This is a genomic window from Caulobacter sp. Root655, assembly GCF_001427665.1.
Lineage (GTDB): Bacteria > Pseudomonadota > Alphaproteobacteria > Caulobacterales > Caulobacteraceae > Caulobacter.
Genome location: NZ_LMHC01000007.1, coordinates 35,598 through 59,830, shown reverse-complemented (window position 1 = coordinate 59,830; position 24,233 = coordinate 35,598). Strand labels below are relative to the sequence as shown.

At 68.3% G+C, this 24,233-nt stretch carries 18 protein-coding genes; 5 read left to right on the top strand and 13 right to left on the bottom strand.

Annotated features, from left to right (window positions below):
• The first annotated feature begins 247 nt into the window (after nt 1-247).
• The gene (locus ASD79_RS08245) at nt 248-3,073 is read left to right on the top strand and encodes a TonB-dependent receptor (protein ID WP_056720557.1); all 2,826 of its coding nucleotides are present in this window, start codon (nt 248-250) and stop codon (nt 3,071-3,073) included.
• 84 nt (nt 3,074-3,157) lie between these two features.
• On the opposite strand, the gene ASD79_RS08240 is transcribed toward ASD79_RS08245, so the two are convergent.
• From ASD79_RS08240 to ASD79_RS08230, 3 genes are read right to left on the bottom strand one after another with little or no spacing between them, the layout of a single operon-like run.
• Nucleotides 3,158-4,516 (bottom strand): DUF3526 domain-containing protein, encoded by a 1,359-nt coding sequence (locus ASD79_RS08240; protein WP_056720556.1) that lies wholly within the window; start codon nt 4,514-4,516, stop codon nt 3,158-3,160.
• Nucleotides 4,513-5,952, bottom strand: coding sequence for a DUF3526 domain-containing protein (locus ASD79_RS08235; RefSeq protein ID WP_056720555.1), 1,440 nt, complete (start codon nt 5,950-5,952; stop codon nt 4,513-4,515). Before ASD79_RS08235 ends, ASD79_RS08240 begins: the two co-directional genes overlap by 4 nt.
• A complete protein-coding gene (locus tag ASD79_RS08230; RefSeq protein WP_156400416.1) occupies nt 5,949-6,683 on the bottom strand; it encodes an ABC transporter ATP-binding protein in 735 nt (244 codons plus the stop codon). Before ASD79_RS08230 ends, ASD79_RS08235 begins: the two co-directional genes overlap by 4 nt.
• A 143-nt stretch (nt 6,684-6,826) precedes the next feature.
• Here ASD79_RS08230 and ASD79_RS08225 point away from each other — a divergent pair, with 143 nt between their 5' ends.
• Nucleotides 6,827-8,908, top strand: a complete 2,082-nt coding sequence (locus tag ASD79_RS08225) for a TonB-dependent siderophore receptor (protein WP_056720553.1) — start codon at nt 6,827-6,829, stop codon at nt 8,906-8,908.
• Between the two features lie 33 nt (nt 8,909-8,941).
• Here ASD79_RS08225 and ASD79_RS08220 read toward each other — a convergent pair whose 3' ends face one another.
• The 6 genes from ASD79_RS08220 to ASD79_RS08195 all read right to left on the bottom strand — a co-directional run bounded on the left by ASD79_RS08220 (nt 8,942) and on the right by ASD79_RS08195 (nt 17,296).
• Nucleotides 8,942-10,231: an efflux RND transporter periplasmic adaptor subunit gene (locus tag ASD79_RS08220; protein WP_056720552.1), complete on the bottom strand. Its 1,290-nt coding sequence runs from the start codon at nt 10,229-10,231 to the stop codon at nt 8,942-8,944.
• A complete protein-coding gene (locus ASD79_RS08215) occupies nt 10,207-11,664 on the bottom strand; it encodes a TolC family protein (protein WP_235524365.1) in 1,458 nt (485 codons plus the stop codon). Before ASD79_RS08215 ends, ASD79_RS08220 begins: the two co-directional genes overlap by 25 nt.
• 37 nt (nt 11,665-11,701) lie before the next feature.
• Entirely contained in the window at nt 11,702-12,883 is a 1,182-nt protein-coding gene (locus ASD79_RS08210; RefSeq protein WP_056720550.1) for an ABC transporter permease, read from the bottom strand.
• The gene (locus ASD79_RS08205; RefSeq protein ID WP_235524364.1) at nt 12,880-13,545 is read right to left on the bottom strand and encodes an ABC transporter ATP-binding protein; all 666 of its coding nucleotides are present in this window, start codon (nt 13,543-13,545) and stop codon (nt 12,880-12,882) included. The genes ASD79_RS08210 and ASD79_RS08205 overlap by 4 nt, the downstream gene beginning before the upstream one ends.
• Before the next feature lie 116 nt (nt 13,546-13,661).
• The gene (locus ASD79_RS08200; RefSeq protein ID WP_056720549.1) at nt 13,662-14,144 is read right to left on the bottom strand and encodes a hypothetical protein; all 483 of its coding nucleotides are present in this window, start codon (nt 14,142-14,144) and stop codon (nt 13,662-13,664) included.
• Nucleotides 14,145-14,341: 197 nt separating this feature from the next.
• On the bottom strand, nt 14,342-17,296 hold the full coding sequence (locus tag ASD79_RS08195; RefSeq protein WP_056720548.1) for a TonB-dependent receptor: 2,955 nt from the start codon (nt 17,294-17,296) through the stop codon (nt 14,342-14,344).
• A gap of 864 nt (nt 17,297-18,160) precedes the next feature.
• Here ASD79_RS08195 and ASD79_RS08185 point away from each other — a divergent pair.
• A complete protein-coding gene (locus tag ASD79_RS08185; protein ID WP_056720546.1) occupies nt 18,161-19,837 on the top strand; it encodes an FAD-binding dehydrogenase in 1,677 nt (558 codons plus the stop codon).
• A 13-nt stretch (nt 19,838-19,850) separates the two neighbouring features.
• On the opposite strand, the gene ASD79_RS08180 is transcribed toward ASD79_RS08185, so the two are convergent.
• Nucleotides 19,851-21,104 carry an MFS transporter gene (locus ASD79_RS08180; RefSeq protein WP_056720545.1) on the bottom strand — a complete coding sequence of 418 codons (1,254 nt, stop codon included), beginning with the start codon at nt 21,102-21,104 and terminating at the stop codon, nt 19,851-19,853.
• 413 nt (nt 21,105-21,517) lie between these two features.
• On the opposite strand from ASD79_RS08180, the gene ASD79_RS08175 reads away from it, so the two are divergent.
• Both ASD79_RS08175 and ASD79_RS08170 read left to right on the top strand, forming a co-directional pair.
• On the top strand, nt 21,518-22,243 hold the full coding sequence (locus ASD79_RS08175) for a glycosyltransferase family 2 protein (RefSeq protein ID WP_162252344.1): 726 nt from the start codon (nt 21,518-21,520) through the stop codon (nt 22,241-22,243).
• A gap of 48 nt (nt 22,244-22,291) precedes the next feature.
• The gene (locus ASD79_RS08170) at nt 22,292-22,741 is read left to right on the top strand and encodes a VOC family protein (RefSeq protein WP_056720543.1); all 450 of its coding nucleotides are present in this window, start codon (nt 22,292-22,294) and stop codon (nt 22,739-22,741) included.
• Nucleotides 22,742-22,781: 40 nt separating this feature from the next.
• Here the strand turns inward: ASD79_RS08170 and ASD79_RS08165 are convergent, their stop codons facing one another.
• The 3 genes from ASD79_RS08165 to ASD79_RS08155 form a co-directional block, all read right to left on the bottom strand.
• Nucleotides 22,782-22,970 carry a DUF3008 family protein gene (locus ASD79_RS08165; protein WP_056720542.1) on the bottom strand — a complete coding sequence of 63 codons (189 nt, stop codon included), beginning with the start codon at nt 22,968-22,970 and terminating at the stop codon, nt 22,782-22,784.
• Nucleotides 22,971-23,146: 176 nt separating this feature from the next.
• Nucleotides 23,147-23,524 (bottom strand): PRC-barrel domain-containing protein, encoded by a 378-nt coding sequence (locus tag ASD79_RS08160; RefSeq protein WP_056720541.1) that lies wholly within the window; start codon nt 23,522-23,524, stop codon nt 23,147-23,149.
• A gap of 212 nt (nt 23,525-23,736) precedes the next feature.
• Nucleotides 23,737-24,174, bottom strand: a complete 438-nt coding sequence (locus tag ASD79_RS08155; RefSeq protein ID WP_056720540.1) for a CBS domain-containing protein — start codon at nt 24,172-24,174, stop codon at nt 23,737-23,739.
• Nucleotides 24,175-24,233 lie beyond the last annotated feature (59 nt).

Genomic DNA, 24,233 nt, shown 5'->3' with positions numbered 1-24,233 from the left:
CATCGATAGCCCAGGTCGCGCACGATTCCCGTGAGCGTGAAACGCGCGTCTCGTCCGGATTTCGCCTGGGAAACCGGTGACAAACGGCGTTTTCGTCGTACATCGGTGCAGATCTGGCATCGGTCGATGCCTGATTAGGATTGGCCGCGCGACCGCTACCACCCCTATCCTTTTCAGACCGCAAGAGATCGGCGCGGACCGGTCTCCACAAGAAAACGACCCGCGAGCCGTGGGCAAGGGAGGGATTATGGCGTTTCGAAATTCACCGGGTCTGCGAACCATTCTGCGTGGCGGGGCTTCCGGCCTGGCCGTGACGGTGGCCTTCGCCGCGTTCGGCGCGGCCCAGGCCCAGGCCCAGGCCCAGGACGCCGCGCCTCCCGCCGGAGCGGCGTCGAGCGATGAAGTCGAAGCCGTGGTCGTCACCGGCTTCCGCGCCAGCCTGGCCAGCGCCATCAACGTCAAGCGCAGCGCCTCGGGCGTCGTCGACGCCATCAAGGCCGAGGACATCGCCCAGTTCCCCGACCTGAACCTGGCCGAATCCCTGCAGCGCATCCCCGGCGTCTCGATTTCGCGGATCAACGGCGAGGGTCGGCAGATCTCGGTCCGAGGCCTGGGCTCGGAATATACCCGTGTCCGCATCAACGGCATGGAAGCCATCAGCACCACCGGCGGCACCGCCAACAGCGGCGGCACGAACCGCGGTCGCGGCTTCGACTTCAACATCTTCGCCTCGGACCTGTTCAACAGCATCGCGGTGCGCAAGACCGCCTCGGCCGATGTCGAGGAAGGCTCGCTCGGCGCGACGGTCGACCTGAGCACCGCCCGCCCGTTCGACTCCGGCAAGCCCCAGCTCGTGCTGTCGGCCCAGGCCAGCTACAACGATCTGGCCGAGAAGGCCGGCCCCCGCCTCTCGGCCCTGGCCAGCCGCACCTGGCGCGACGGCACGATCGGCGCCCTGGTCTCGGTGGCCTACGAGGATCGCCGCCTGCACGAGGAAGGCGCCAACATCACGCGCTGGACCAACAGCGGTTCGCAAAACGGCTTCAGCCCGCTCTCCACCCTGCCCGGCTACACGATCGCCCAGATCAACAACCCCAGCACGGCCGGCGCGATCTACCATCCGCGTATCCCGGCCTATGTCAGCTACGACATCGAATCCAAGCGCTTCGGCGCCAGCGGCTCACTGCAGTGGAAGCCGACCGACGACACCACGGTCTCGCTGGACGCGCTCTATTCCTACCTGGCCGGCACCCGCAAGGAAGCCCAGCTCCAGGCGCTGGGCCTGTCGCGCAACGGCGCCGGCAAGCCGCAGACCATCATCCGTGACGGTGTCGTCGACGCCAACCACAACCTGGTCTACGCCAAGCTCGACAATGTCGATCTGCGCAGCCAGTCGGCCTATGACGAGCTGAACACCGAGTTCAAGCAGTTCACCCTCTCGGCGGAGCATCGGTTCAGCGACCGGTTCAAGGTCGGCGGCCTGGCCGGCTATGCGGACTCGACCTTCACCCAGCCGGTCTCGACGATCATCACCTTCGACCGGGCCAACAGCCAGGGCTATTCGTACGACTTCCGGGGCGATCGCCTGCCGACCATCCTGCTCGGCTTCGATCCGACCGATCCAGCCAACTGGAGCGCCATCAACGGCACCTCCGAGGTCCGCCTGCGCCCGCAGTTCGTCGAGAACCAGTTCACCACCGCCAAGCTCTACGGCGAGTACGAATTCAGCAACAACCTCACGATCAAGGCCGGGATCGACTTCCGCAAGTTCGAGTACGACAGCTACGGCCAGTACCGGACCAGCGAGACCGTGTCCCAGACCCTGACCCCTGCCCAGCTGGCCGCCGTCTCCAAGGTCTATTCGGGCTTCGGCAAGAACCTGGACCTGCCGGCCGGCAACGCCACGGCCTGGCTGGTGCCCGACATCGACGCCTACGCCAAGGCCTACGGCATCTACGGCAACACGGGCATCTATGCCCTGACCAACACCAACAACAGCTCGGCGCGCGGTCAGTACGGCACGGTCGAGGAGAAGGACGCCGGGGCCTATGTCGAGGCGTTGTTCAAGTTCGACGCCTTCGGCCTGCCCTTCCGCGGCGACGCCGGCCTGCGCCAGGTCAACACCCAGCAGGAGTCGGGCGGCTACGCGGTGGTCAACGGCGCGGTGCGGTTGGTCAACGTGCGGCGCGACTACAATATGAGCCTGCCGTCCTTCAACCTGGCCGCCGACCTCACCGACACCGTCGTCGCCCGGATCAGCGCCGCCAAGACCATCTCCCGTCCCGGCATCGGTTCGCTGTCGCCCGGGGCCGACGTCAACGTCCAGGGAGCCAACCGCAGCTTCACCTCGGGCAATCCCGACCTGAACCCGACCCAGTCCAAGAACCTGGACCTGTCGCTGGAATGGTACCCGGCCCAGGGGGCGATGCTGGCGGGCGGCTTCTTCTACAAGAAGATCGACACCTTCGTGGCCACCCTGCCCGCCCAGGTGGCCTACAATACCCTGGGCCTGCCGGACTCGCTGATCGCCGGCACCGGCGCCCTGCCCACCGACATCTTCAACGTCAGCCAGCCCGTCAATGCCGATGGCGGCAACCTGAAGGGCTTCGAGATCAACTGGCAGCAGCCGCTGACCTTCCTGCCGGGAGCCTGGAGCCATTTCGGCTACATCCTCAACTACACCTATGTCAGCTCGAAGGTGCAATACCAGTCAGGCATCGGCGCGACCGCGACGACCGTCACCGCCCCCCTGATCGGTCTGTCGAAGAACGCCGCCAACGCCACGCTCTATTACGAGACCGATCGCTGGAGCGTCCGCGGCTCGGTCGCCTATCGCGGCGGCTACCTGACCCAGGTGCCGGGCAACGACGGCAACTCGGTTCACGGCACCAACTCGACCTTGAACGTCGACATGCAGGCCAGCTTCAACATCCGCCCGAACCTCAAGCTGAGCGTCGAGGGCGTGAACCTGACCGACGAGTTCAACGACCAGTATGTCGACGATAGCAACCGACTGAACGTCTACACCCACAGCGGCCGGACCTATTTCGTGGGTCTTCGCTACAACTTCTAGGGCGCGCCTCTTCCCTGTACTGCGCCTTGGTCACGGCGTCGGCTTCCTCCAGCCGACGCCGTTTTCACGAAACGACCTGTCGGATCAACTCACGGTGCGCCGCGCCCCGACCACGCCCCCAGCCCAAGCGCTCAGCGACAGAACCAGAAGGGCAAGCAGGGGAACGACCGGCGTCGACGATGAAGAACCGCGCGGCGCGTAGACAGGCGCCCTGGCGAAGTCCTTCCGCGTGAACGGCCGCTCGCTGAAGAGATAGGGGTAGTAGAAGTCCTGCAGGTGACGGTGGAACGCCGTGACGTTGTCCTGATAGGCCAGATGGGCCTGCAGGTCGCTATCGGCGACGCGGTGGACCAGGCTCTGGGCGGCGGCGGCCGGCGACAGCCAGCCCAGGCGTTCGGTCCAGGCCTGCCGGGCCGCCAGGCTAGCGCGATAGGCGGCGACCTGACCGGCCACGCCGTCGTCTCCCATCTCGTGCATGGCGTAGTACCACTTCCAGTGGAAGCCGCCGCCGACCCGCGCCTTGTCCTTCCACTCCGGATGCTTGGCGACGAAGGGCGCCATCACCGCTTCGCGGGGAACGTCCCAGGCGTGGTGGACCGCCTCGCGCTGGGCCAGGGTCAGGTCGACGCCGCGACCGACCGGAATCGCGCGCGACAACGCGGCGTTGGCCAGGGCCGGGACCAGCAGGACCAGGACGATCCAACAACCGACAAGCGTCGCAGCGTTGAAGGCGGACCGACGGCCCCAGGCGCCGACCATCAGGCCAAGGCCCGCCCAGAAGGCGACGTAGAGAATGGCGACCAGACTCAGGATCGCCACCCCCCAGATGGGGGCCTTGGCCACAAGCGCGCCGACCAGGAAAGGCCCGAGCAGAGCCAGCAGCACCAGCATCAGCCTCACGCCGGCTCGGCGCAGCCACAGCTGTCCCGGCGTCACCGGCAAGGCGCTCAGCAGGCGCAGGCGCCCAGCCTCCCGCTCGCCCGAGACAAGGTCGTGCATCAGGACGATGACGGCCAGCGGCGCGAGGTAGATCAGCACGAAGGCGAAATCGAACGGCCCCGGCAACGCCAGTTCCGGATTCACCGTCTCCGTCTCGTAGAGCTGCGCCTGGAGGCCCAGCAGCCGCACGCGCAGGACATAGGGCTGGATATCGCGCTGCCCCATGGCGGCGAAGGCCAGGCTGGAGGGACGATCCGAAGTCAGATGAAAGGTGTAGTAGGCCGCGTAGCCGGCCTCGCCGTCGGGCTTGCCATACTGGGTCGTGGCGGCGGCGAAGTCGCGCGCCTGGGCCGTCGCCACCCGGTCGATCAGCGCGGTCTGGCGCGCGCTGGCCGACAGGCCGGCGCCCACCGCGACCGCCGACAGCACCAGCAGCAGTGTCAGCGCGGCGGCGGCGACTCGCGACCGCAGCAGTAGGCGCAGCTCATATCGAAAGCGGTTCATCGGGCGTCCTCGCGGAGTCGGCGGGCGACGGGCGCGCAGAGCGCCAGCAGCGCGACGAGCCAGACGATCAGAACAGCGAGGTTGGCCGCGATACGGCCGCCGGCCAGGCGCAGCACGTCCGGCGCGACGTAGGCGAAGCTGGGCACGCGCTTCCAGTTGGCGGCGGCGATGCGCGGATCCTCGCCGGCGCCCTGGTTGGGAATCTGCTCGACCTGCATCCGGTTGAGCGACTGGACGAAGGCGTAGCGGTAGCGCTCGACCTGATCGAGGAAGTCCTGATGGCTCTCGATGTCCGTGCCGGCCAGGCTCATCGAGGCCTGACGCAGGGCGATCACCGGGCTGACGGCCCCAAAGCCGCGCACGAAGCGGTTCTGAGCCTGCTCACGGGCGAAGGCCTCGCGGGCGTAGCGGTCGAAGAGCTGGCTGGTCAGGCGCTCGCCTTCCATGCCAACCAGGCCGGCCCACTGGACGGGGAGGTCCTCGACGCGCCGGACGCCGTACTGGGCCAGGATCTTGGCCTTGAAGGCCGAGAAATAGGGGTCGTCGGGGTCGTGGCTGTCGCCGATCTTGTTGAGGTCGGCGTGGATGGCGATGTCGGTCTCGATCCGCGTCAGCGTCTGCGTCCGCAAGCGCGCCGCCGCCTCGGGAAGGGTGCGCGGGATCAACACCACCAGCACCATCCAGATCGACACCAGCAGGATCAAGGCGTCGCGCGAACGCCGCGCCAGGGAGGAGACCAGGACCGCCATCACCGCCCAGATCGCCAGGTAGAGCCCGTAGATGACAAGCAGCAGCACCGCCGGCCCGGGCGGAGCCCAGCCCAGCAGCGCGGCGATCAGCAGGGCCAGCGCCGCCGGCGCCAGGATCAGGCCGGCCGCCCCGCCATGGGCCAGGAGCTTGCCAGCCAGCATGTCGCTCGCCCCCAGCCCCTGGGCGGCCAGCAGGCGCAGCGTGCCGCGCTCCCGCTCGCTGGCCACCGCGCCATAGGCCAGGAAGATCACCAGCAGCGGCGCCAGCGTCTGGAGCACGAAGGCCGGTGTCAGCTCGCCGAAGCGCAACAACAGCGAGGATTGCCGCGCTTCGCTGAAATTGGCGCTGTTCTGGCGGTGGCCTTCGAGAAAGACCGTGTGGCCGGTGAAACTGTCCACCCCACGGTCAAAGAAGGCCAGGGTCGAGAGCGGCCGGAACACGAACTGGCCGTAGTGGACCATGCGGTGCGGATGCCGGTCGGGTTGGAGGTCGAACTGGCGGTCGGAACTGGCCTGATGACGCTCGCGCGACGCCTCGATGGCGTTGCGCTGCTCCACGCACAGAAGCGCGGAACCGGCCAGCAGCACCGCCAGGATCAAGCCGGCGACCACCGCGACCCGATTGCGCGCCAGGGCCCGCCATTCCTCGCGCGCGACCCGGCCGACCAGGCTTGGCCGCCCGCTCACGCCGCGGCTCCCGCCTGGAGATAGCGCTGGTGAAGGGCTCGAACGTCGAAACGCTCCGTCCCCTCGGCGATGAGTTCGGCTTCGATGCGGCCCTCGGCCAGGAAGCCGATGCGGTCGGCGACCTCGGCCGCGCCCAGCAGGTCGTGGGTCACCATCAAGGTCGCCACGCCGCGAATCCGGGCGGTCTCCAGCAGGCGGTGGAAATCCGCCGTGGCCCGAGGGTCCAGGCCCGCGGTCGGCTCGTCGAGCAGCAGGACCGGCACGCGGCGGGCGATGGCCAGGGCGATGGCCACCTTCTGGCGCATGCCCTTGGAGTAGCCTCCGAGCCGCCGATCCCAGGCCTCGCGGACCAGGCCCACGGCGTCGAGCGCCTCCTCGATCAGGGCGCCCGCCGTGTCGGCCCGGGCCAGGGTCAGCAGGTAGTCGATGTTCTCGCGCGCGGTCAGGTGCTCATAGAGCGCGACATTCTCGGGCACGTAGGCGATGCGCGCCCGCGCCGCCGCGGGATCCGACCCGACCTCGACGTCGCAGACCCGCGCGGAACCGGCCGTCGGCCGCGCCAGTCCCAGAAACAGGTTCAGGGTCGTCGACTTGCCCGCGCCGTTGCCGCCCAGCAGGGCGTAGATCTCCCCCGCCCTCACGGAAAAAGTCAGGCCGCGAAGAACCCGCTGGGTCCCGTAGTTCTGCTCAAGCCCCACGGCCTCGAGCGCCATGGCGGATGTGGTGGTCAAGATACCGATCCCCTCGCATGTCGGCGTGAAGGCGGTTGCGAACCCACGTCGATCTCAATTACTACGTTATAACGTAACATACACATTGCGAGTCAATCGCGGATCGATCCGCGTATCGGGTTTCGGGGAACGGCATGAGGTTCATGGATTTTCGCACCGCGTTGATGGCGGGTTGCGCGGCGGTCGGCCTTTCGACCAACGCGGCGGCCGAGGTTGACGTCGAGGTCGCCGACACGGTCGTGGAGAACGTCACGGTCACCGCCCGGCGGGCCAACGCCAGCATCAACGGCCTGGATGTCTCGCCCCTCAGGCTTCCGCAGAGCGTGCGGGTCCTGGACCGCCAGCTGATCGACCAAATGGGCGTGGCCAACCTGTCGGACCTGTTCGACCTGGCCGGCGGCATGGCCCGCCAGAACAGCTTCGGCGGCGCCTGGGACGCCTATGCGATCCGGGGTTTCTCCGGCGACATCAACCAGGGGCCCGACCTGCTGGTCAACCGCTTCACCGCCAATCGCGGCTTCAACCCGCGCCGCGACGTCGCCACGGTCGAGGTCTTCCAGGTGCTCAAGGGACCGGCCTCGGCCCTATCGGGCAAGGGCGAGCCCGGCGGCTCGATCAACATCGTCACCAAGACGCCCCTGCGCCACGCCCACGCCTCGGCGGAGCTGGGCTATGGCGACTTCGACACCTGGCGGGCGGTTGGCGACGTGGGCGGGCCGATGAGCGGAACGGTGTCGGCGCGGCTGGTGGGAGCCTATCAGACCACGGACGGTTTCCGCGACCACGCGGGCAGCGACCGCCTGGTGCTGGCCCCGTCCCTGGCCTGGACGCCGACCGACAAGACCCGCCTGCTCTATCAGTTCGAGGCGATGGACGTTCATTTTGTCCACGACCGGGGCCTGGTCGCGGTGAACGGCGACGGCAGGGCCCTGCCCCGCGATCGCTTCCTGGGCGAGCCCAATGACGGGAAGATCCACCAGCAAAGCCTGCAGCACCAGGTCTCCGCCGCCTTCGACCTGGTCGAGGGCGTGTCGCTGGAAGGCGGCGTCCAGTATCGCGACGGCTTCTTCAAGGGTCAGTCGACCCACAATGCCAGCCTGGTCGGCGCCCAGCTTCGCCGCCAGTTGCGCGTCCACGACTATGATTGGCAAGACTTTTCCGGCCGTGCGGAACTGAGCGTCAGGCGCCAGTTGGTGGGCCTTGAACATCAGTTGCGGGTTGGCGGCGACGCCTTCACCTACGACCAGCGGCGAGTCTTCCTGCGTTACAGCCCGACGGCGGCGGCGCCCTACGCCATCGACGTCTTTAATCCGGTCTATGGCCAGGCCAAGCCGGTGGCCACGCTGAACCAGGACCTGCTGGAAGAGCTGCGCGGCCAGAGCGTCTATGCCCAGGACCTCGTCACCGCCGGCCGCTTCACGGTCCTGCTTGGCCTGCGCCATGACTGGATCCAGCAGACCACCACCAACTACCGCAGCCATACCGCCAGCCATCAGAGCCCCGCCCGGACCTCGCCGCGCGCCGCCCTGACCTGGGCGGCGTCCGACCAGTTGTCGGCCTATGTCAGCTGGGGCCAGTCGTTCCGCTACAACCAGGGCGCCGACGCGGCGGGCCTGGCCTTCGCGCCGGAGGAAGGCGAGGCCCTGGAAGGCGGCGCCAAGTACGCCCTGCGCGACGGCGACCTGACCGGGACCCTGTCGGTCTTCCGCATCGACAAGAAGAACATCCTGGCCAACGACGCGGCCAACAGCGGCTTCTTCATCGCCGTCGGCGAAGCCCGCAGCCAGGGGGTGGAGTTCGACGCCAATCTGAAGATCGGAGACCAGCTGACCCTGACGGGGGTCTATGCCTTCACCGACACGGAGATCACCAAGGACACGCGGCCGGACCTGGTCGGCAGCGCCTTGAGCAACATCCCGCGCCACTCGGCGGCGGTCCACGCGCATTGGCGTTCGGCCCGCGAAGGTCCCGGCGCGATCGGCGTGGGCGGCGGGCTGGTCTATGTCGGCGGACGCCAGGGCGACGACGTCAACTCGGGCTTCACCCTGCCCGGCTACGTCACCGCGCGATTGAACCTCAGCTATCGCGTAACGCCGGAACTCTCCCTGCACCTGGATGCCGAGAACCTGCTGGACGCCTACTATCTCGAAAGCTCGTACAGCAACGTGTGGATCACCCCGGGTGCGCCAAGGACGATCACCGGGCGTGTGAAGCTGGCCTTCTGATCCGGACGCGGCCAACAGTCCCGTCGCTTCGGATCAACCGCCGGCGGGAGCGCCCCAGACCACCGTCTCGCCGGGCTCCAGTCCTGACAGGATCTCCACCGCGGCTGGACCGACGCGGCCGATCCCGACCGGCCTGCGCCGCGGTCCGCGCCCGGCCTTCGATCGCACCATCACATAGGCCTGCGGCGCGGCGCCCTGGACAGCCTGAGGCGGCACGGTCACGACGGCCGGATTCTGGTAGGTCGCTATGGCGATGTTGGCGGTCATGCCGATGCGGACGTCGCGCGCGGCCGCTTCGGACAGGCGATCGAGACGCACGCGCGCCTCGAACGTCGCCTTTCCTCCCGCCGAGGTCGCCTCCGCTTCGCCCCCCACGCTGAGCACTGTCCCCATCAGGGGGCTTCCGCCAAAACCGGGGCCCGTCACCACCGCCCTCTGCCCGGTCTTGACCGCGGCCAGGTCCGCTTCATCCAGTTTGAAGACCACGTCCAGGCCGGAGGTGCTGGCGATGACGCCCAACAGCTGGCCCTTGCTGACCCGGCTGCCGCTATGCACGCCTTTGGCGCCGCCTTCGGTCCCGTCGTCGGGACGCACGACGACTCCGGCCTGGGGCGCCAGAATGACGGGGCCCGAGGACGCTCCCCCGACGCCCGCGTACTGCGAACGCGCCACCCCCCTCTGCAACAGGGCGATCCGCCGCTCGCCGCCCTGTCCTCGCCGCGCGGTGTCGGCGAGATCCTCGCGCGCCGCCGTGGCGGCCGTCTGTCGCTGGCGCCGCTGCTGCACGATCGTGTCGTACTCGCTGCGCGGCACCAGGCCACGATCCAGCAGCGCCCTGGTCTCCGCCAGCTTGGCCTCGATATCGCCCAGTTCGGCATCAGCGGTCGTGACCGCGCGCGCGGCGCGCTTCACCTCCGGCCCCTGCTCCCAGTTATCCAATCGCGACGCCTCCGCCTCGGCCCTCAGCCAGGCGATCTCGGCCTCGGCGCGACCGCGGCCCACATCGGCGGGGTCAAGCTCGACCAGCACCTGCCCCGCCTCGACCTGGTCGCCGTAGGTGAAGCGGACCTCGGCCACGCGGGAGTCGAACGGCGCCGTCACATCGATCCGGGCCCCCGGGGCGATCCGGCCCGTGAAATTGGCGGACAGGACAAAGGGCCCTCGCCGCGCCACCGCGCTCTGTTCCGCCGCGACGTCGCCGGTCGCCTTGTCGCGGCCGCGCGTCATGCCCACCACCAGCAGGCCGCCGACCACGACGGCCAGGCCGGCATAGAGCAGCCGCCGTCCCCATCGCGCCCCTAGTCGTTCAAGGAAATGCGCCATGTCTCGAGCGTGCTCCCGATTTGCTGGTCCAGCGCCGTCAGCGCGTTGAGGTAGGCGATCCGAGCCGACAGTTCCTGACTGTCCGCGGCCCTCAGGTCGGACTGGAAGGAGAGCACCTCGAAGTTGGAGGCGCGCCCCACCCGCAGCTTTTCCTGCTGCAGCTCCAGGGCCCGCTCGGCCAGGTCGCGAGCGCGGCGCGCGGCCTCCAGCTGACGCCAGGTGCTCTCGGCCGTCTGGACGGCGTCCTGGATCTGAGCCTCGACGGCCGCCGCCAGGTCCTCGTAATAGAGTTCGGCGGTCTTCAGGCTGGTCGAGGCGGCCAGGTCGGCCTGGCGGGCGGAATAGTCTCCGATCGGAATACCCAGCGTCAGGCCGATCGTGCGATCCGTGCGCCCCGACAGCACGCCCGGCCCCCAGTCGCCGTCTTGCCGGGTCAGGGAGCCGACCACCGACAGGTCCCACAGGCGATTGTTGCGCGCCACGGCGGCGGCTTGCCGCGCCTGCTCGATCGACTTGCGCTGGGCCAGGACGTCGACCCGCGCCTCCAGCGCCAGTTCGACCGCCAGATTCAGGTCGATCTCGACATGCCTGGCCGCGATGTCGTCGGACGCCATGACATTGGTGCGCGGGTCGAGCGCCAGCAGCCGAAGCAGGGTCACCTGGGCGGAAGCCCGCTGACGACGGGCCTCCAGCACCGCCACCTCCTGGTTCGCCACGCCGGATTCCGTCTGCACGATATCGGCCGCCGCCATTCGGCCGGCGTCGATCAGGGCCCGGTTGGTCTCGAGCAAGGCGCGGGTCCGCTCCAGCGACAACTCGGCCAGACGCACCTGCTCCTGCGCCTGGATCAGGCCGCGATAGGCGAAGACGACGGCCGTGACGGTGTCCGACACCGTCGCCTTCAGGCGCAGGCGGTTGATCTCCTCCTGCAAGCGGGCGACGCGCACCGGGGCCATGTTGACGTCGAGGCCGGCGCCGCGCAGCAGCGGCTGTCGCAGGCTCAGGGACAAGGTTTTCCTGGCCCCGCCCCCGCCGCCCTCCAGCCGCTCGCGCCGGTCCCACACGAAGGCGGCGGTCGTTCCCAGCGGCGTGCGCCAGCCGGCCGAAGGCGTAACCACCGCCTCCGTCTGGGTTGTTCCGTTCGCGGAGCGACGTCGCACCACCTCGGCCGCGACCCCGCCCACCGGAACGAAGGCGCGCTGGGCGACGAAGAGATCGAACCGCTCGACCGCGCGCTGCAGATAGGCCGAACGGATGGCGCGGTTCTGGCGCAACCCCAGCGCCACGGCTTCCTCGAGGCCGAGGTTCAGCGCGGCGCCGGACGGGACCGGTGTGGCGGAGGGCGAAGGCACGCCAGCGACCGGCGACACGCTGAAGGACGGCACGCCCACGACGCCCTGGGACTGGGCGCCCGCCGCCGAAGCCGTCGCCACGCCGCATATGCCCAAGAAGCTCGCCCACGCCACCCGACTAGTCCGCACGCAAGGCCTCGATCGGATGAACGCGCGACGCGGTGATCGCGGGATAGAGGCTGAAGATCAGGCCGACCACGGCCGCCATGCCCGGCCCCAGCGGCAGCACCCAGAGGGCCAGGTCGAAGGTCCAGCCGGACATCCTGGCGATCATCGCCGTCGCCGCCACGCCCAGCGCCGCCCCCAGGGCGCCGCCGCTGAGCGACAGAACCACGCCCTCGATCAGGAACATCAACCGGATGTCGCCGGGCGTCGCCCCGATCGCGGCGCGCAGGCCGATCTCGCGCCGCCGTTCCATCACCGTCATCAGCATGACATTCATCACCCCGATCCCGCCGACCAGAAGGGAGATCGCGCCGATCGCCGTCAAGAGGCGGGAATGAACCGCCGCCTGGGCGTTCATGGCCCGGATCATGGCCCGGGCGTCGCGAACCTGGACGCTCAGGCCGGGACGGCTCAACCGCGTGGTCAGGCGACGTCCGACGGCCTCGGGATCGGCCTCGAGGCGCAGGCGGATCAGGGCGGCCGTCGGGTCCGGCCCGGCCACGCGGCGCGCGCAGGCCAGCGGGATGACGACGGCCTGGTCGTAGTCGACGGGGCTCAGCGCCTCCATCGGCACGGGCCGCAACAGGCCCACGACCGTGAAGCCGTAGTCGCCGACCGTGATCAAGGCGCCCGGCGCCAGGGCGGCGCCCGGTCCGGACAGGTCGTTGGCCAGCCGCGCGCCGACCAGGGCGGCCGCGCCGCAATCGTCGATCGGTCCCAGCAGTCGCCCCGTCGCGGCCCGCAACCCGGCGACCTCGGCCATCGCGGGCGGCACGGCCGCGACCATCGCGTCGATCTGACGGGCGCCGGCCCGAACCGGGAGCCGCGCCGTCGCCAGCGGTGTGACCCGCACGACCCCGGGTTCCGACGCGGCCGCGGCCTTCAGCGCCCCGAGGTCGAGCCCGACCGGTTCGGCGCCGGTCGGCTGGGCCACGACCTGCAGCATGTCCACCCCCGTCTGGCGGAACCGCTTCAGGGTCTCCAGCTGCGCCATGTGGCCGAGGTTGAGCAGGGCGACGATGGCGCCCGAGCCGATGACCACCCCCAGCAACGCCAACAGCGAGCGTCGGCCCTGCCCCTTCAGATTGTCCAGGGCCTCGACGAACAGGGCGGTCGGCGCGGCGTTGGTCGTCATGTCGCCTCCTCGCGCTGGGTCCGGATGCGCCCATCCCGAATCTCGATCAGGGCGTTGCAGCGCGCCGCCAGGTCCGGGTCATGGGTGACCATGACGATCGTCGTCCCCAGCCGTCGGTTCAAGTCCCGCAGCAGATCCATGACGGTCGCGCCGGTGGCGGTGTCCAGACTGCCGGTCGGCTCGTCGGCGAGGATCAGGCGCGGCTCCCCGATCAGGGCGCGGGCCAGGGCGACGCGCTGGCACTGACCACCCGACAGCGCCGAGGGCCGATGGTCGACCCGATCGGCCAGGTCGACGCTCTCCAGCATGGCCAGGGCGCGAACGCGTCGTTCGGCGCGCGGCACGCCTCGATACAGCAGGGGCAGCGCCACGTTCTCCCAGGCCGTCAGGCGCGGCAACAACTGGAAGGATTGGAAGACGAAGCCGATCATGCGGTTGCGCAGTCGCGCCGCCTCGGCCGCCGACCGGAAGGCGACCCGCTGTCCGTCCAGTCGGATCTCGCCGCTGTCGGGCTGGTCCAGAAGACCGATCAGGTTCAGCAGCGTGCTCTTGCCCGAGCCGGACGGGCCGACGATGGCGACAAGACCGCCGGCCGGGATGTTCAGCGAGATGTCGTGCAGCACCGGCACGCGCGTGGGGCCGGCCCCATAGGCCTTCGACACGCCGACCAGGGCCAGCGCGGCCGGCGCGCCCTCAAAGCAAGAAACGCCGGGAGCCCGAAGGCTCCCGGCGAGGTCAGGGATGGAAGGGTCGAAATTCGACCGCGCCATCAGGCGGCTCAGGACACCGTCAGGGACGGCGAGCTGGTGAGGGTGCCGTTGATGGTGCAGGCGCCGGGCGAGCCCGGGATGGAGGCGCCCACGAAGGTGACCTTGCCCGGCGAACCGTTGGTCCAGTTGGTGGTGATGTTGCCGCTGCAGTTGCCGAGGATCGAGGTGGCGCCGATGCCCGTGATGGTGATCGAAGTGCCGCCGTTCGGCGTGATCGTCCAGTTGAAGCCGGTGGGCGAGATCAGCCAGCCGCATTGCCAGTCGCCGGGGGCGAAGGAACCGCCGGTGATGGTGGCCGAGGCGCCGCCGGGGGCCACGGTGCCGTTCAGCGTGACGTTGCAGTTGACGGTCGTCGACTGCTGCAGGGTCAGCGTGCCGGTGAGGGTGAAAGCGCCGGAGGGGCTGATGGTCGCGGCCGAGGCCGAGGCGGGGGCGGAAAGGCCGGCCACGGCCAACACGGCGGCGGACAGAATAGAAGCGCTCTTCAACATGTCGTCTTCCTCCTATTGCAACCTCTCATTGGAGGTCTGAGCGATGCAACTACTAACAGCAGAGGGAGTCAAATTAAATTCTCAATAAAAAACAATGACTTATATGAACAACGCATCATCGCGCGGCGCCCTTGGAGGGCGTCGCGAAAAAAGCCGCCGCCCCGGCCATGCGGGGCGGCGAGTCGCCGAGCGGTGCGCTAGAAGCGCTTGGACACGCTGAACGCCACGAGACGTGGATCCAGGGTGAAGACGTTGGCGGTCAGGCCGGTGTCGTCGCTGTTGGTGAAGGTGTCGGTGATGGGCGTCTTGTCGAACAGGTTCTTGACGTAGGCCTGGAAGACCAGGCCCTGGTCGGGCCGCTCGAGCGTCACCGACAGGTTGGCGTTGTCCCAGGCTTTCAACCGGTCGTATTCGGTGTTGTAGACGCGGGCATAGCTGCTGCCCTGATAGTAGTAGTCGCCGCGGAACGTCAGGCTCCATGGGCCCCGGAAGAAGGTGTACTGGGCGCCGATGTTGGCGGTCCAGTTCGGCGCATTGGGCAGTTCATTGCCGCTCAGGTCCGCCTTGAACCCTCGCCCGCCATTCGGGGCCTCGGTCAGCGGGTCATAGTTGAAGCCGAACAGGCGCCAGAAGGGCACGCTCGACGGGAAGTTCGGATTGAACGTCCCCGTCCGCAGCGACCCGCCGCACAGGGCCTGAAGCGCGACGACCGTCATCTCCGGTGGGAACGGTCGCGAAAGGATGGTCTGCACGTACTTGGTCGGGGCGACGCAGTTCGACGGCACCTGGAGCCAGGGACGCAACACCATCCAGTCGGGATTGCCCTGGGTGCGGTTCATGACGTCGATGGAGCTTTCGCCGTCGCCGATCCGCGTCTTCAGATAGCCGAAATTGGCGTCCACCCGGAAGGCGCGGTTGGGACGGAAGACCGTCTCCAGTTCCAGCCCCATGCTGCGGGCGTCGAAGTTCTCGTTCAACGAGATGCGGTCGACGATCTGGGACACCTGGTAGTCGGTGTAGTCGTAATAGAAGGCCGTGGCGTTCAGCCTCACCTTGCCGCCATAGAGCGAATTCTTGGTCCCGATCTCGAAGGCGTTGACGTATTCCGGCTCGAACGTCTCGGGCAGAGGCTGATACTGGATGACCGTCGGATTGATGTCGACGCGCGGCGGATTGGACCCACCGCCTTTGTAGCCCCGCGAGTAGGAGGCGTAGACCAGGGTCTCGTCGGTGAAGCTGAGCTTGGGCTTCCAGTCCAGCACCAGTCGGCCGGTGACGGCGTCCCACCGCTGATCGATGTCGGGCAGGGCCGGATAGTCCCGGCTGACATAGCCGCCCGACGACGGCCCCGGATTGCCGCGATCCGCGCCCAGCAGCAGCTGGCTGGGATAGGGGGTGCTGACCTTGCGGTCGTCGGTGTAGCGCAGCCCCGCCGTCAGCCGGAACTCGGGCGACAGGTCCAGGTAGCCCTCGCCGAACACCGCCCAGGACCGGGTGTGGATGACGTTCTTGCTGCGGAAGTAGTTGTGACCGTCACCGGCCAATTGATTCATCGGCGTGGGATCGACGTAGATGCATTCCTTCGTCGTCTGTGGCGTGCAGGGCTGTGTCTGCCGGCCAAGATTGGTCGGCAGGCCGACGGCGACATTGTAGTAATATTCAGCCAGGAACGTGAAGACGTTGTTGAATACGAAATAGTCGTCCTGGGATTTGAAGTCGAGATAGTTGGCCCCGAGGCTGAAGTTGAACTTCCCATCGAAGTCCGACTGCAGGCGCAACTCCTGGGTCCATTGGCGGTTGTCGGACCGGCTCAGGTCGGCCGAGACCATCCGGTTGGACATGCCCAGCTGGGGATCGGTGTAGTACCCGCCAGGCGTCGGCGTGGTCGGGGCGACGATCGGTCGGCCCAGGACGTCGAACAGGCCGTCGGAGTTGCTGAAGATCGGATTGGAAACGAACCGGTTGTAGTCTTGCGAGGAGTAGTAGGCGTCCTCGGCATAGGCCGTCTGGGAGACCAGCTTCAGCTTGTCGCTGAGGTCGAACTCCATGTTGAACTGCACCACGTTGTTCTTCACACGGAAGATCGGATCGTAGCTGGTCGCGATTTCGCGCAAGTTCCGGGACTGGGTCAGGCCCGCATAGGGGTCCGTGCCCAGGGGCACGGCCTGGACCGGTCGGCCCTGGGCGTTCTGGCCGTAGGACAGGGACGCCAGGAAGATGTGGGCGAAGGCCCCGCCGTTGGGCACGCCATAGGCCGCGTCGCTATACAGCGAGCCCGGCAGGCAGCCCTGGCTCAGCCGGTTGCGGATGATCGGCGAGGTGATGGTGACGCTGCCCGCCCGCGTTGGGCCGGGGTCGGTGGTGCACAGCTGCTTGCCGGTGCGCGAGCGGTTGTCGTCTTCCTCGAAATGCTCCCAGATCAGGTTGCTGCGGAAGCGGCTGCTTGGCTCCCACGCCGCCGACAGGCGGGTGGACCACAGATCGCGGTCGTTCACGTGGGTGTCGTTGAAGCTGTTGTAGTCGAAGCCGTCGCGCCTGGTCATCGAGCCGGCGGCGCGCACGGCGAAGGTGTCGCCGAGCGGCACGTTGATCATGCCCGACATCCGGCGGGAGTCGTAGTTGCCGACCTCGCCCTTGATCACGCCCTCGAACTCATGACCCGGCAGCTTGGGGATCATGTTGACCACCCCGCCGGTGGCGTTGCGACCGTACAGGGTGCCCTGCGGCCCGCGCAGCACCTCGACCCGCTGGACGTCGAGATATTCCTGCTCGAACAGCCGGTTGCGGATCAGCGGCGTGGAGTTGAAGCTGACCGCGACGGCCGGGTCGCTGCTGGCCGAGATCGCCTTGGTCCCGATCCCGCGGATCGAGAAGTTGTACATGCTGAAATTGGCCTTGGAGAAGGTCACGTTCGGCACGGCCCGCACCAGCTCCGAGCCCCCTTCGATCTTCAGCGTGTCCAGGTTTTCGGACGACAGGGCCGTCACGGCGATCGGCACGTCCTGGATCGATTCCTCGCGCTTCTGGGCCGTGACGATGACGTCGTCGAGTTGCGTCACCTCCTGCGCCCAAGCCGAGCCCGCCCCGACGGCGAGAGCGACGACCGACGCGGTGACAGCCAGACGCGCGCGAACACAGGCCGATGAAGCCATGCGGAATCCTCCCCAGACCCGGCCCAACTCCTCAGCTGGACCGATATGAACGTTTCCTCCGCCCTTGATCTATGTCCGTCTGGCAGGGCGAAACGCCGACGGCTTTGCGTCGCCAAACATCCATCTATTCACCACCCTGTCAATACATTACTTACATTGGTGTTTAGTGACGTTGGGGAAGTTTCGCGCCGTCCTGGTTGGCGACATCGCGGCTCCAGGAACCGCCCCTGGGCGCGCGGACCGGTCATCGACAAGGGTCCGTGGATGAGGTGCTTCGGCCCGTCGAAACCGACGGCTTCCAGCCCGGGGGGCCTTTCAAGGCAAGACGCGCCAGGAGCCCGAAGACTCTGGGCGCCGCCAGGCGTGAGCAGATCGAAACACCACGCCAATCAGACGGCTCAAAGCACCGTCAAGGATGGCGAGCTGGTGAGCGCACCGCTGACGATGCATGGGCCGGGCCAGCTGTTGCAACCTCTCGTTGGAGGCCAAGCCGTGAAAAGCGCCGACGCCCGACCGGGCGAGGCGGAGCATCATGGCCGCGCGGAGCGCCGGAAACATTCGCTGAAGGCCGCGAGGTGCGGCTCAGACTGGTGGCCGGGGCCGGACAGCCAACACATCGTCAATCTCGTCCAAATATTCACTTAAATGTAAATACATAGCCTGCGTCGATACAAAACAACGTCAGGGAGAGCCGCCGCGCGCGCCTTGCCCACGATATCGCCCTGCCGGAAACCACCCCAAGGGCCGGGCCAATCACCCTCCCCGGTCCCGAACAGAGGGGCTCACCCAGAATTTTCACGCCGATCAGATATTTACATAGATGTCAAAATAGCCACTATCACCGGGCCTTGCGAGGGGGAGACCATGGACGCTGACGTGATTGTCGTCGGAGCCGGACTGGCGGGACTGGTCGCGACGAACGAACTGATCCAGGCGGGCAAGCGCGTCGCCCTGGTGGACCAGGAGAACGCCGCCAATCTGGGGGGCCAGGCGTTCTGGTCGTTCGGAGGCCTGTTCCTGGTCAATTCGCCCGAACAACGACGCCTGGGCGTGCGCGACGGCTTCGACCTGGCCTGGCGGGACTGGCGGGGCAGCGCCGGGTGGGATCGGCTGGACGGCCCCCTGCCCGAGGATGAATGGGCGGTGCGCTGGGCGCGCGCCTATGTGGAATTCGCCGCCGGTGAGAAGCGCGACTGGCTGCGCCGCCACGGGATCAAGCTGACCCCCATGGTCGGCTGGGCCGAACGCGGCGGCGGCCAGGCCTTCGGCCACGGCAACTCCGTGCCACGCTTCCATGTCGCCTGGGGCACGGGCACCGGCGTGTCGGAGCCGTTCGCCCAGCGCGCTCGGGAGGCCGCCGGCGGTGGCCTGCTGACCTTTCATTATCGGCGCCGGGTGGACGAGCTGCTGGTCGAGGGCGGCCGGGTCACGGGGGTCGCCGGGGCGATCCTGACGCCGGACGACGCGGGGCGCGGGGCGCCATCCAGTCGCGAGGTGGTCGGCGGCTACACCCTGAAGGCCCAGGCGGTCGTCCTGGCCACCGGCGGCATCGGCGGCGACCACGACCTGGTGCGGCGCTTCTGGCCCGACCGGCTGGGCGCGCCACCGCGAAACATGATCACCGGCGTCCCGGCCTATGTCGACGGGCGGATGCTGGACATCGCCGGCGCGGCCGGCGCCCGGCTCGTGAACCGCGATCGCATGTGGCACTACGTCGAGGGCGTACGGAACTGGAGCCCCATCTGGCCCCGCCACGCCATCCGCATCCTGCCGGGCCCTTCGGCGATGTGGTTCGACGCCCTGGGCCGGCGCCTGCCCTTCCCCGCCCTGCCCGGCTACGACACCGTCGCGACCCTGCGCCACCTCCGCACCACGCCGGACCTGGCCGAGCACGACCACTCCTGGTTCATCGTCACCCAGAAGATCCTGGAGAAGGAGTTCGCCCTTTCAGGGTCCGAGCAGAACGGCGACATCACCAATCGCCGGGTGCTGGGCCTGCTGCGCTCACGCCTGGGCAAGGGCGCGCCGCCCGAGGTGGAGGCCTTCAAGCGTCATGGCGCCGACTTCGTGGTCGCCGACACGCTGGAGACCCTGGTCGGGAGGATGAACGCGCTGACCGAGCAACCCTTGCTGGACGCGGCGCTGATCCGCGGCCAGATCGAGGACCGCGACGCCCAGATGGCCAATCCCTTCACCAAGGACCTGCAGGTCATGGGCATCCACAACAGCCGCCGCGCCCTGGGCGACCGGCTGGCGCGCACGGCGACGCCCCACCGCATTCTCGATCCGAGGGCGGGACCGTTGATCGGGGTCAAGCTGCATGTCCTCACCCGCAAGTCGCTGGGCGGACTGCAGACCGACCTTTCGGGTCGCGTGCTGACGTCCAGCGGCGCGGCGCTGGAGGGGCTGTTCGCCGCGGGCGAGGCGGCGGGCTTCGGCGGTGGCGGGATGCATGGCTACAACGCGCTGGAAGGCACCTTCCTCGGCGGCTGCATCTTCTCGGGCCGGGCGGCGGGACGCGCCCTGGCGGGCATGGTCTGAGCCGCCCCCGTCCCTACGGGCAAGCCTCGCAAGGGACCGGCGTCGCGACGGGGCGCTCTCGCCGCGCCGCCAGCACCAGGACAACACCCGACGCGGCGGCCAGGCCGGCATAGGCCGAGGCGCTGACCGCGCCCAGGTGATCGACCAGCACGCCGCCGAAGATCGCCCCCATGGCGATGGCCACCTGGAAGGTCGAGGTCAGCAGGCCGCCCGCCAGCTCAGCCTGGTCGGAGGCCTCCGAGGTCGCCCAGGCCTGGAAGCCGACCGGCAGCATGGCGAAAGCGAAGCCCCAGACGGCCAGGGCGATCGCGACCACGGGAGGCCAGGCGCCCAGGGTCACGATCGCCAGGGCCGAGGCGGCGACCAGGCCCGCGCCGCCCAGCACCGCCAGGCGCGGATCGCGTTCCGCCAGGAAAGCCCCCGCGAAATTACCGAAGAACCCGGCGACGCCGAAGGCCAGCAGGACGAGGGAGATCGCGCCGACGCCCAGCCGCGTCACCTGCTCGAGCACGGGACGAACATAGGTGAAGCCGGCGAAGTGGCCGGAGATCACCAGCAGGACGCCGATGAGGGCCACCGCGACGCTGGGACGGCGCGCCACCTGCAACAGGCCGCGCAGTCGCGGCGGCGCCGTCGGCGCCAGCCTGGGCAGGGTCAGCACCTGGGCCAGCAACGCCAGGCCCCCGACCACGCCGGCGATGATGAAAGCGGCGCGCCAGCCCAAGGTGTCGCTGACATAGGCCCCGACCGGGGCGGCCGAGACCGTGGCCACCGACACGCCGGTGAAGACGATCGACATCGCCCTGGGCAGGGCCGTGACCGGCACGAGCCGCATGGCCAGGGCCGCGGCCATGGACCAGAAGCCGCCCAGGCTGGCGCCCAACAGGATCCGCGCGACCAGCAGCATGGGCAGGTTGACGGCGAACACCGTCAGCAGGTTCGAGGCGCACAGCAGCGCCATCAGGCTCCACATCACCAGTCGCCGGTCGAAGCGCCCCGTCAGCACCGGCGTCAGGGGCGCGGCGATGGCGCCGATGACGGCGGTGGCGGTGACCGCCTGGCCCGCCGCGCCGACGCTGACGCCCAGGTCGGCCGCCAGCGGCGTCAGGACGCTGGCCGGCAGGAACTCGGAGGTCACCAGGGCGAAGACGCCCAGGGTCAGGGCCCCGATCGCGGCCCAGGCGGCGGGCGGCCCGGCGTTGGACCCGACCTGGGTCTCCGGGATCGAGACGCCCTGGTCCTGTTTGGCGATCGTGGAACCATCCATGGCGGTCTCCGGTGCTCGGGCGCTCAACGGCCCGGTTGTTGACGTGTCGTGCTCTGGCGAAGGGGCGTTGACCGGCCGTTAGTCCGGGAAATTGAAGTTGGCGTCGGGGATCCCGCCGCCGGCGAGGATCGACCTCGCCCGTCTGACGCAGAGATAGGCGCGCGCCGGGCGCTTCGCCGGGCTCAGGGCGCGCAAATTTCCGCAAGGCGCGACCAGCATTTCTGTCTGGCCGTCCGGGCGCCCACCGACTCAGCAGCGCGGCTCAAGGCTCACTTCAAGGATCCCAATTCGTGGAGCTTCGCCGGCCATTCCCAAGGTCGCCGTCTCTTTCGACGGCGCGGCGCACGACCGGTCGCGGAACCTTCGCTCGGCGGAAAGCTTGAGTCCTGGCGAACATGGCCAGGACCGAGGGCATGGCGAACATCTCTTGCATCGTCTGCGTCTACAACGAGGGCGATCGGCTGCGGGACATCCTTTCGGCCGTGGACGGACACCCCGCTCTGAAGGAAGTGATCGTCGTCGACGACGGTTCGACCGACGGCGTCGACGCCCTGTTGAAGACCCACCCCAATGTCCGCGTGATCACCTACGGCGCCAATCGCGGAAAGACCTATGCGATGAGCCGGGGCGTCGCCGCGGCGACCGGCGAACTGCTGATGTTCCTGGACGCTGATCTCTCCGGCCTCGGACGCCAGGAGATCGACCGACTCGCCGCCCCGATCGTGGCCGGCCGCGCGGAGGTCAGCATCAGCCTGCGTCGCAACAGCCTGCCGCTCTATAGGCTGATCGGACTGGACTTCGTATCCGGCGAGCGCGTGATCCCCGCCTGGCTGGTTCGAGATCAGATCGCGGTCATGGAAGCGCTGCCGCGTTGGGGCGGTGAGGCCTTCATCAACCAGCGGATCATCGAGGCCGGCCTGCACATCGAGGTCGTCGATTGGCCTCGCGTCACCAACATCCGCAAGCACCGCAAGATCGGTCGTGTCCGGGGCGCGCTGGCCGAGGGTCAGATGGTTGGCGACGCCCTGCGCGTCCTGTCGCCCGTCGGTCTGGTCAGCCAGAACATCGCGCTGTTGAATCTGGTCTTGCGACGACGCCGAGCCGCCGCCCGGCGCTGGTCGATGGTCCGCCGACCCTGACCAGCTTGAATCGTCGACCTTCAAAAACCGAGACCAAGGAGAAACGCCGTGAAGATCGTCACCAGCCTGAGCTTCCAGGGCGAATGCCGCGAAGCCTTCGACTTCTACGCCCGCGTGTTGGGCGGAAAGGTCACCGCCGCCTTCCCGTTCGGTGAAGGCCCGGCCGACATGCCGGTCGATCCCAAGTACAAGGACTGGCTGATGCACTGCTGGCTGGAGGTCGGCGACCAGGCCCTGATGGGCGCGGACATGCCGCCCGAGTACGCCCCGAACATCGACAAGCCCAAGAACGGTTTCGACGTCACGTTCCATACCGAGGACGCCGCCGAGGCGAAACGTGTCTTCGAGGCCCTGTCCGAAGGCGGCAAGGTCGGCATGGCCTTCGCCGAGACCTTCTGGTCGCCCGGCTACGGCAGCCTGACCGACCGGTTCGGCATCCCGTGGATGGTCAACACCATGGCTGGCCAGGACTGGCGTCCGGCGGGCGGAGCGGGATGAAGATCTGCGAGGGGGTTCCGCCGAGACGCCTGACCCCGACCTAATGCGCCTTCGAAACGTGCTCGGGCTTGTTCTTGCGCTTGGTATGGGCGAACTCCTCGAGCTGCTTTTCGCTCATCGACAGCATGGATTTCGAGGCGCCTTTGAGCTTGCTCTTTGGCGTCTCGCCTCGCTTGGCCGACAGCGCCGCGCCGGCGGCCTTTTGTTGAGCAGCGGATTTGGCGGGCATGGGATGGCTCCTGATCTGCGATCCAGCTGCAAAACGCCTCAACCGTCGCGAAGGTCCCCGTTCCGAACACGGGAACCGGTCGCCGCCGCTCGCTCCCAGATACCTTCGAACGGCGGTCTTGGAGGGAGTGCGCGGCCCGGAAGCGAGCTATCCGTTCGGGCTTCGAGACCTGGCGTTCACCAGTAGGGCGCGGCCCCGTAGCGGGCGTAATAGTCGAGGAGCTTTTCGCGATAACTCTGATCGCCGGCTCCGAAGGCTTCGAGTTCCGTCTTGGTGTAGGACGGGGCGGCCTGAAGCTGGGTCTTGTCGAGCGACACCACATAACCCGCCTGGTCAGGATCGTAGGTCAGCACGGCCCAGGGCAGCGGATGGAACCGCTCGCCGATCCCCAGGAAGCCGCCAAACGAGAGCAGGGCATACCGCACCTGGCCGGACGTCTTGTCGACGGACAGGTTATCGACATGGCCGATGCGTTCACCGGTGAGGTCGAACACCGGGGTCCCGTTCACCCGGTCGCTGGTGATCAGGTTGTGCTTGGATGGCTCAGAGGTCATTTCGGCCCTCCTTGCGGCCAGGTTCAAGGCAGCCTGGAGCCGCCTTCCATCCTGTCGAAAACACCCAGGCCGAACGCCCGTTCCCTTGGCCTGCGGCGGCATGGGCCGCCCACAACTGATGACGGTCGCGCGGCGGGTCGGATCGTGGGAATCCGACCCGCGTGGAGTCACCGCCCGCGGGGACAACGACCGTCAGGGAGCCCGCGACGGCGTCAGTGCCGAGTCTGGGAGTGTTCGCCGCCGGGGCGGGCGATATCGGCCAAGGCCGCTCCGACGGGCCCGGCCGCGCGGATCGCCGCCAGATCGCTGAGCGACACGATGCCGACCAGGCGCTTGTCACGGCTGAGAACCGGCAGCCGCCGCAGCTGGAGTTCGCCCATGTTGCGCAGCACCTCGTCGACGTCATCGTCCTCGAAGCAGTATCTCACCTCGGCGCTCATCACGTCGCCAACCCTGGCGTCGGGACCTTTGCCCTCCGCCACGGCGCGGACGGCGATGTCTCGGTCGGTGATCACACCCACCAGCCGATCGTTCTCGCCCACCGGCAGGGCGCCAGCGTCGCACTCGACCATCATCCTGGCGGCGTCACGGATCGTCTCCTGGGGGTTGGTGATCTCGACACCCCGGGTCATGCAGTCGCTCACACGCATCTGAACCTCCCTTGCAAGAAGCCCGGCCCTTGGACACCTCCCGCCGGCTCCGCGAACAG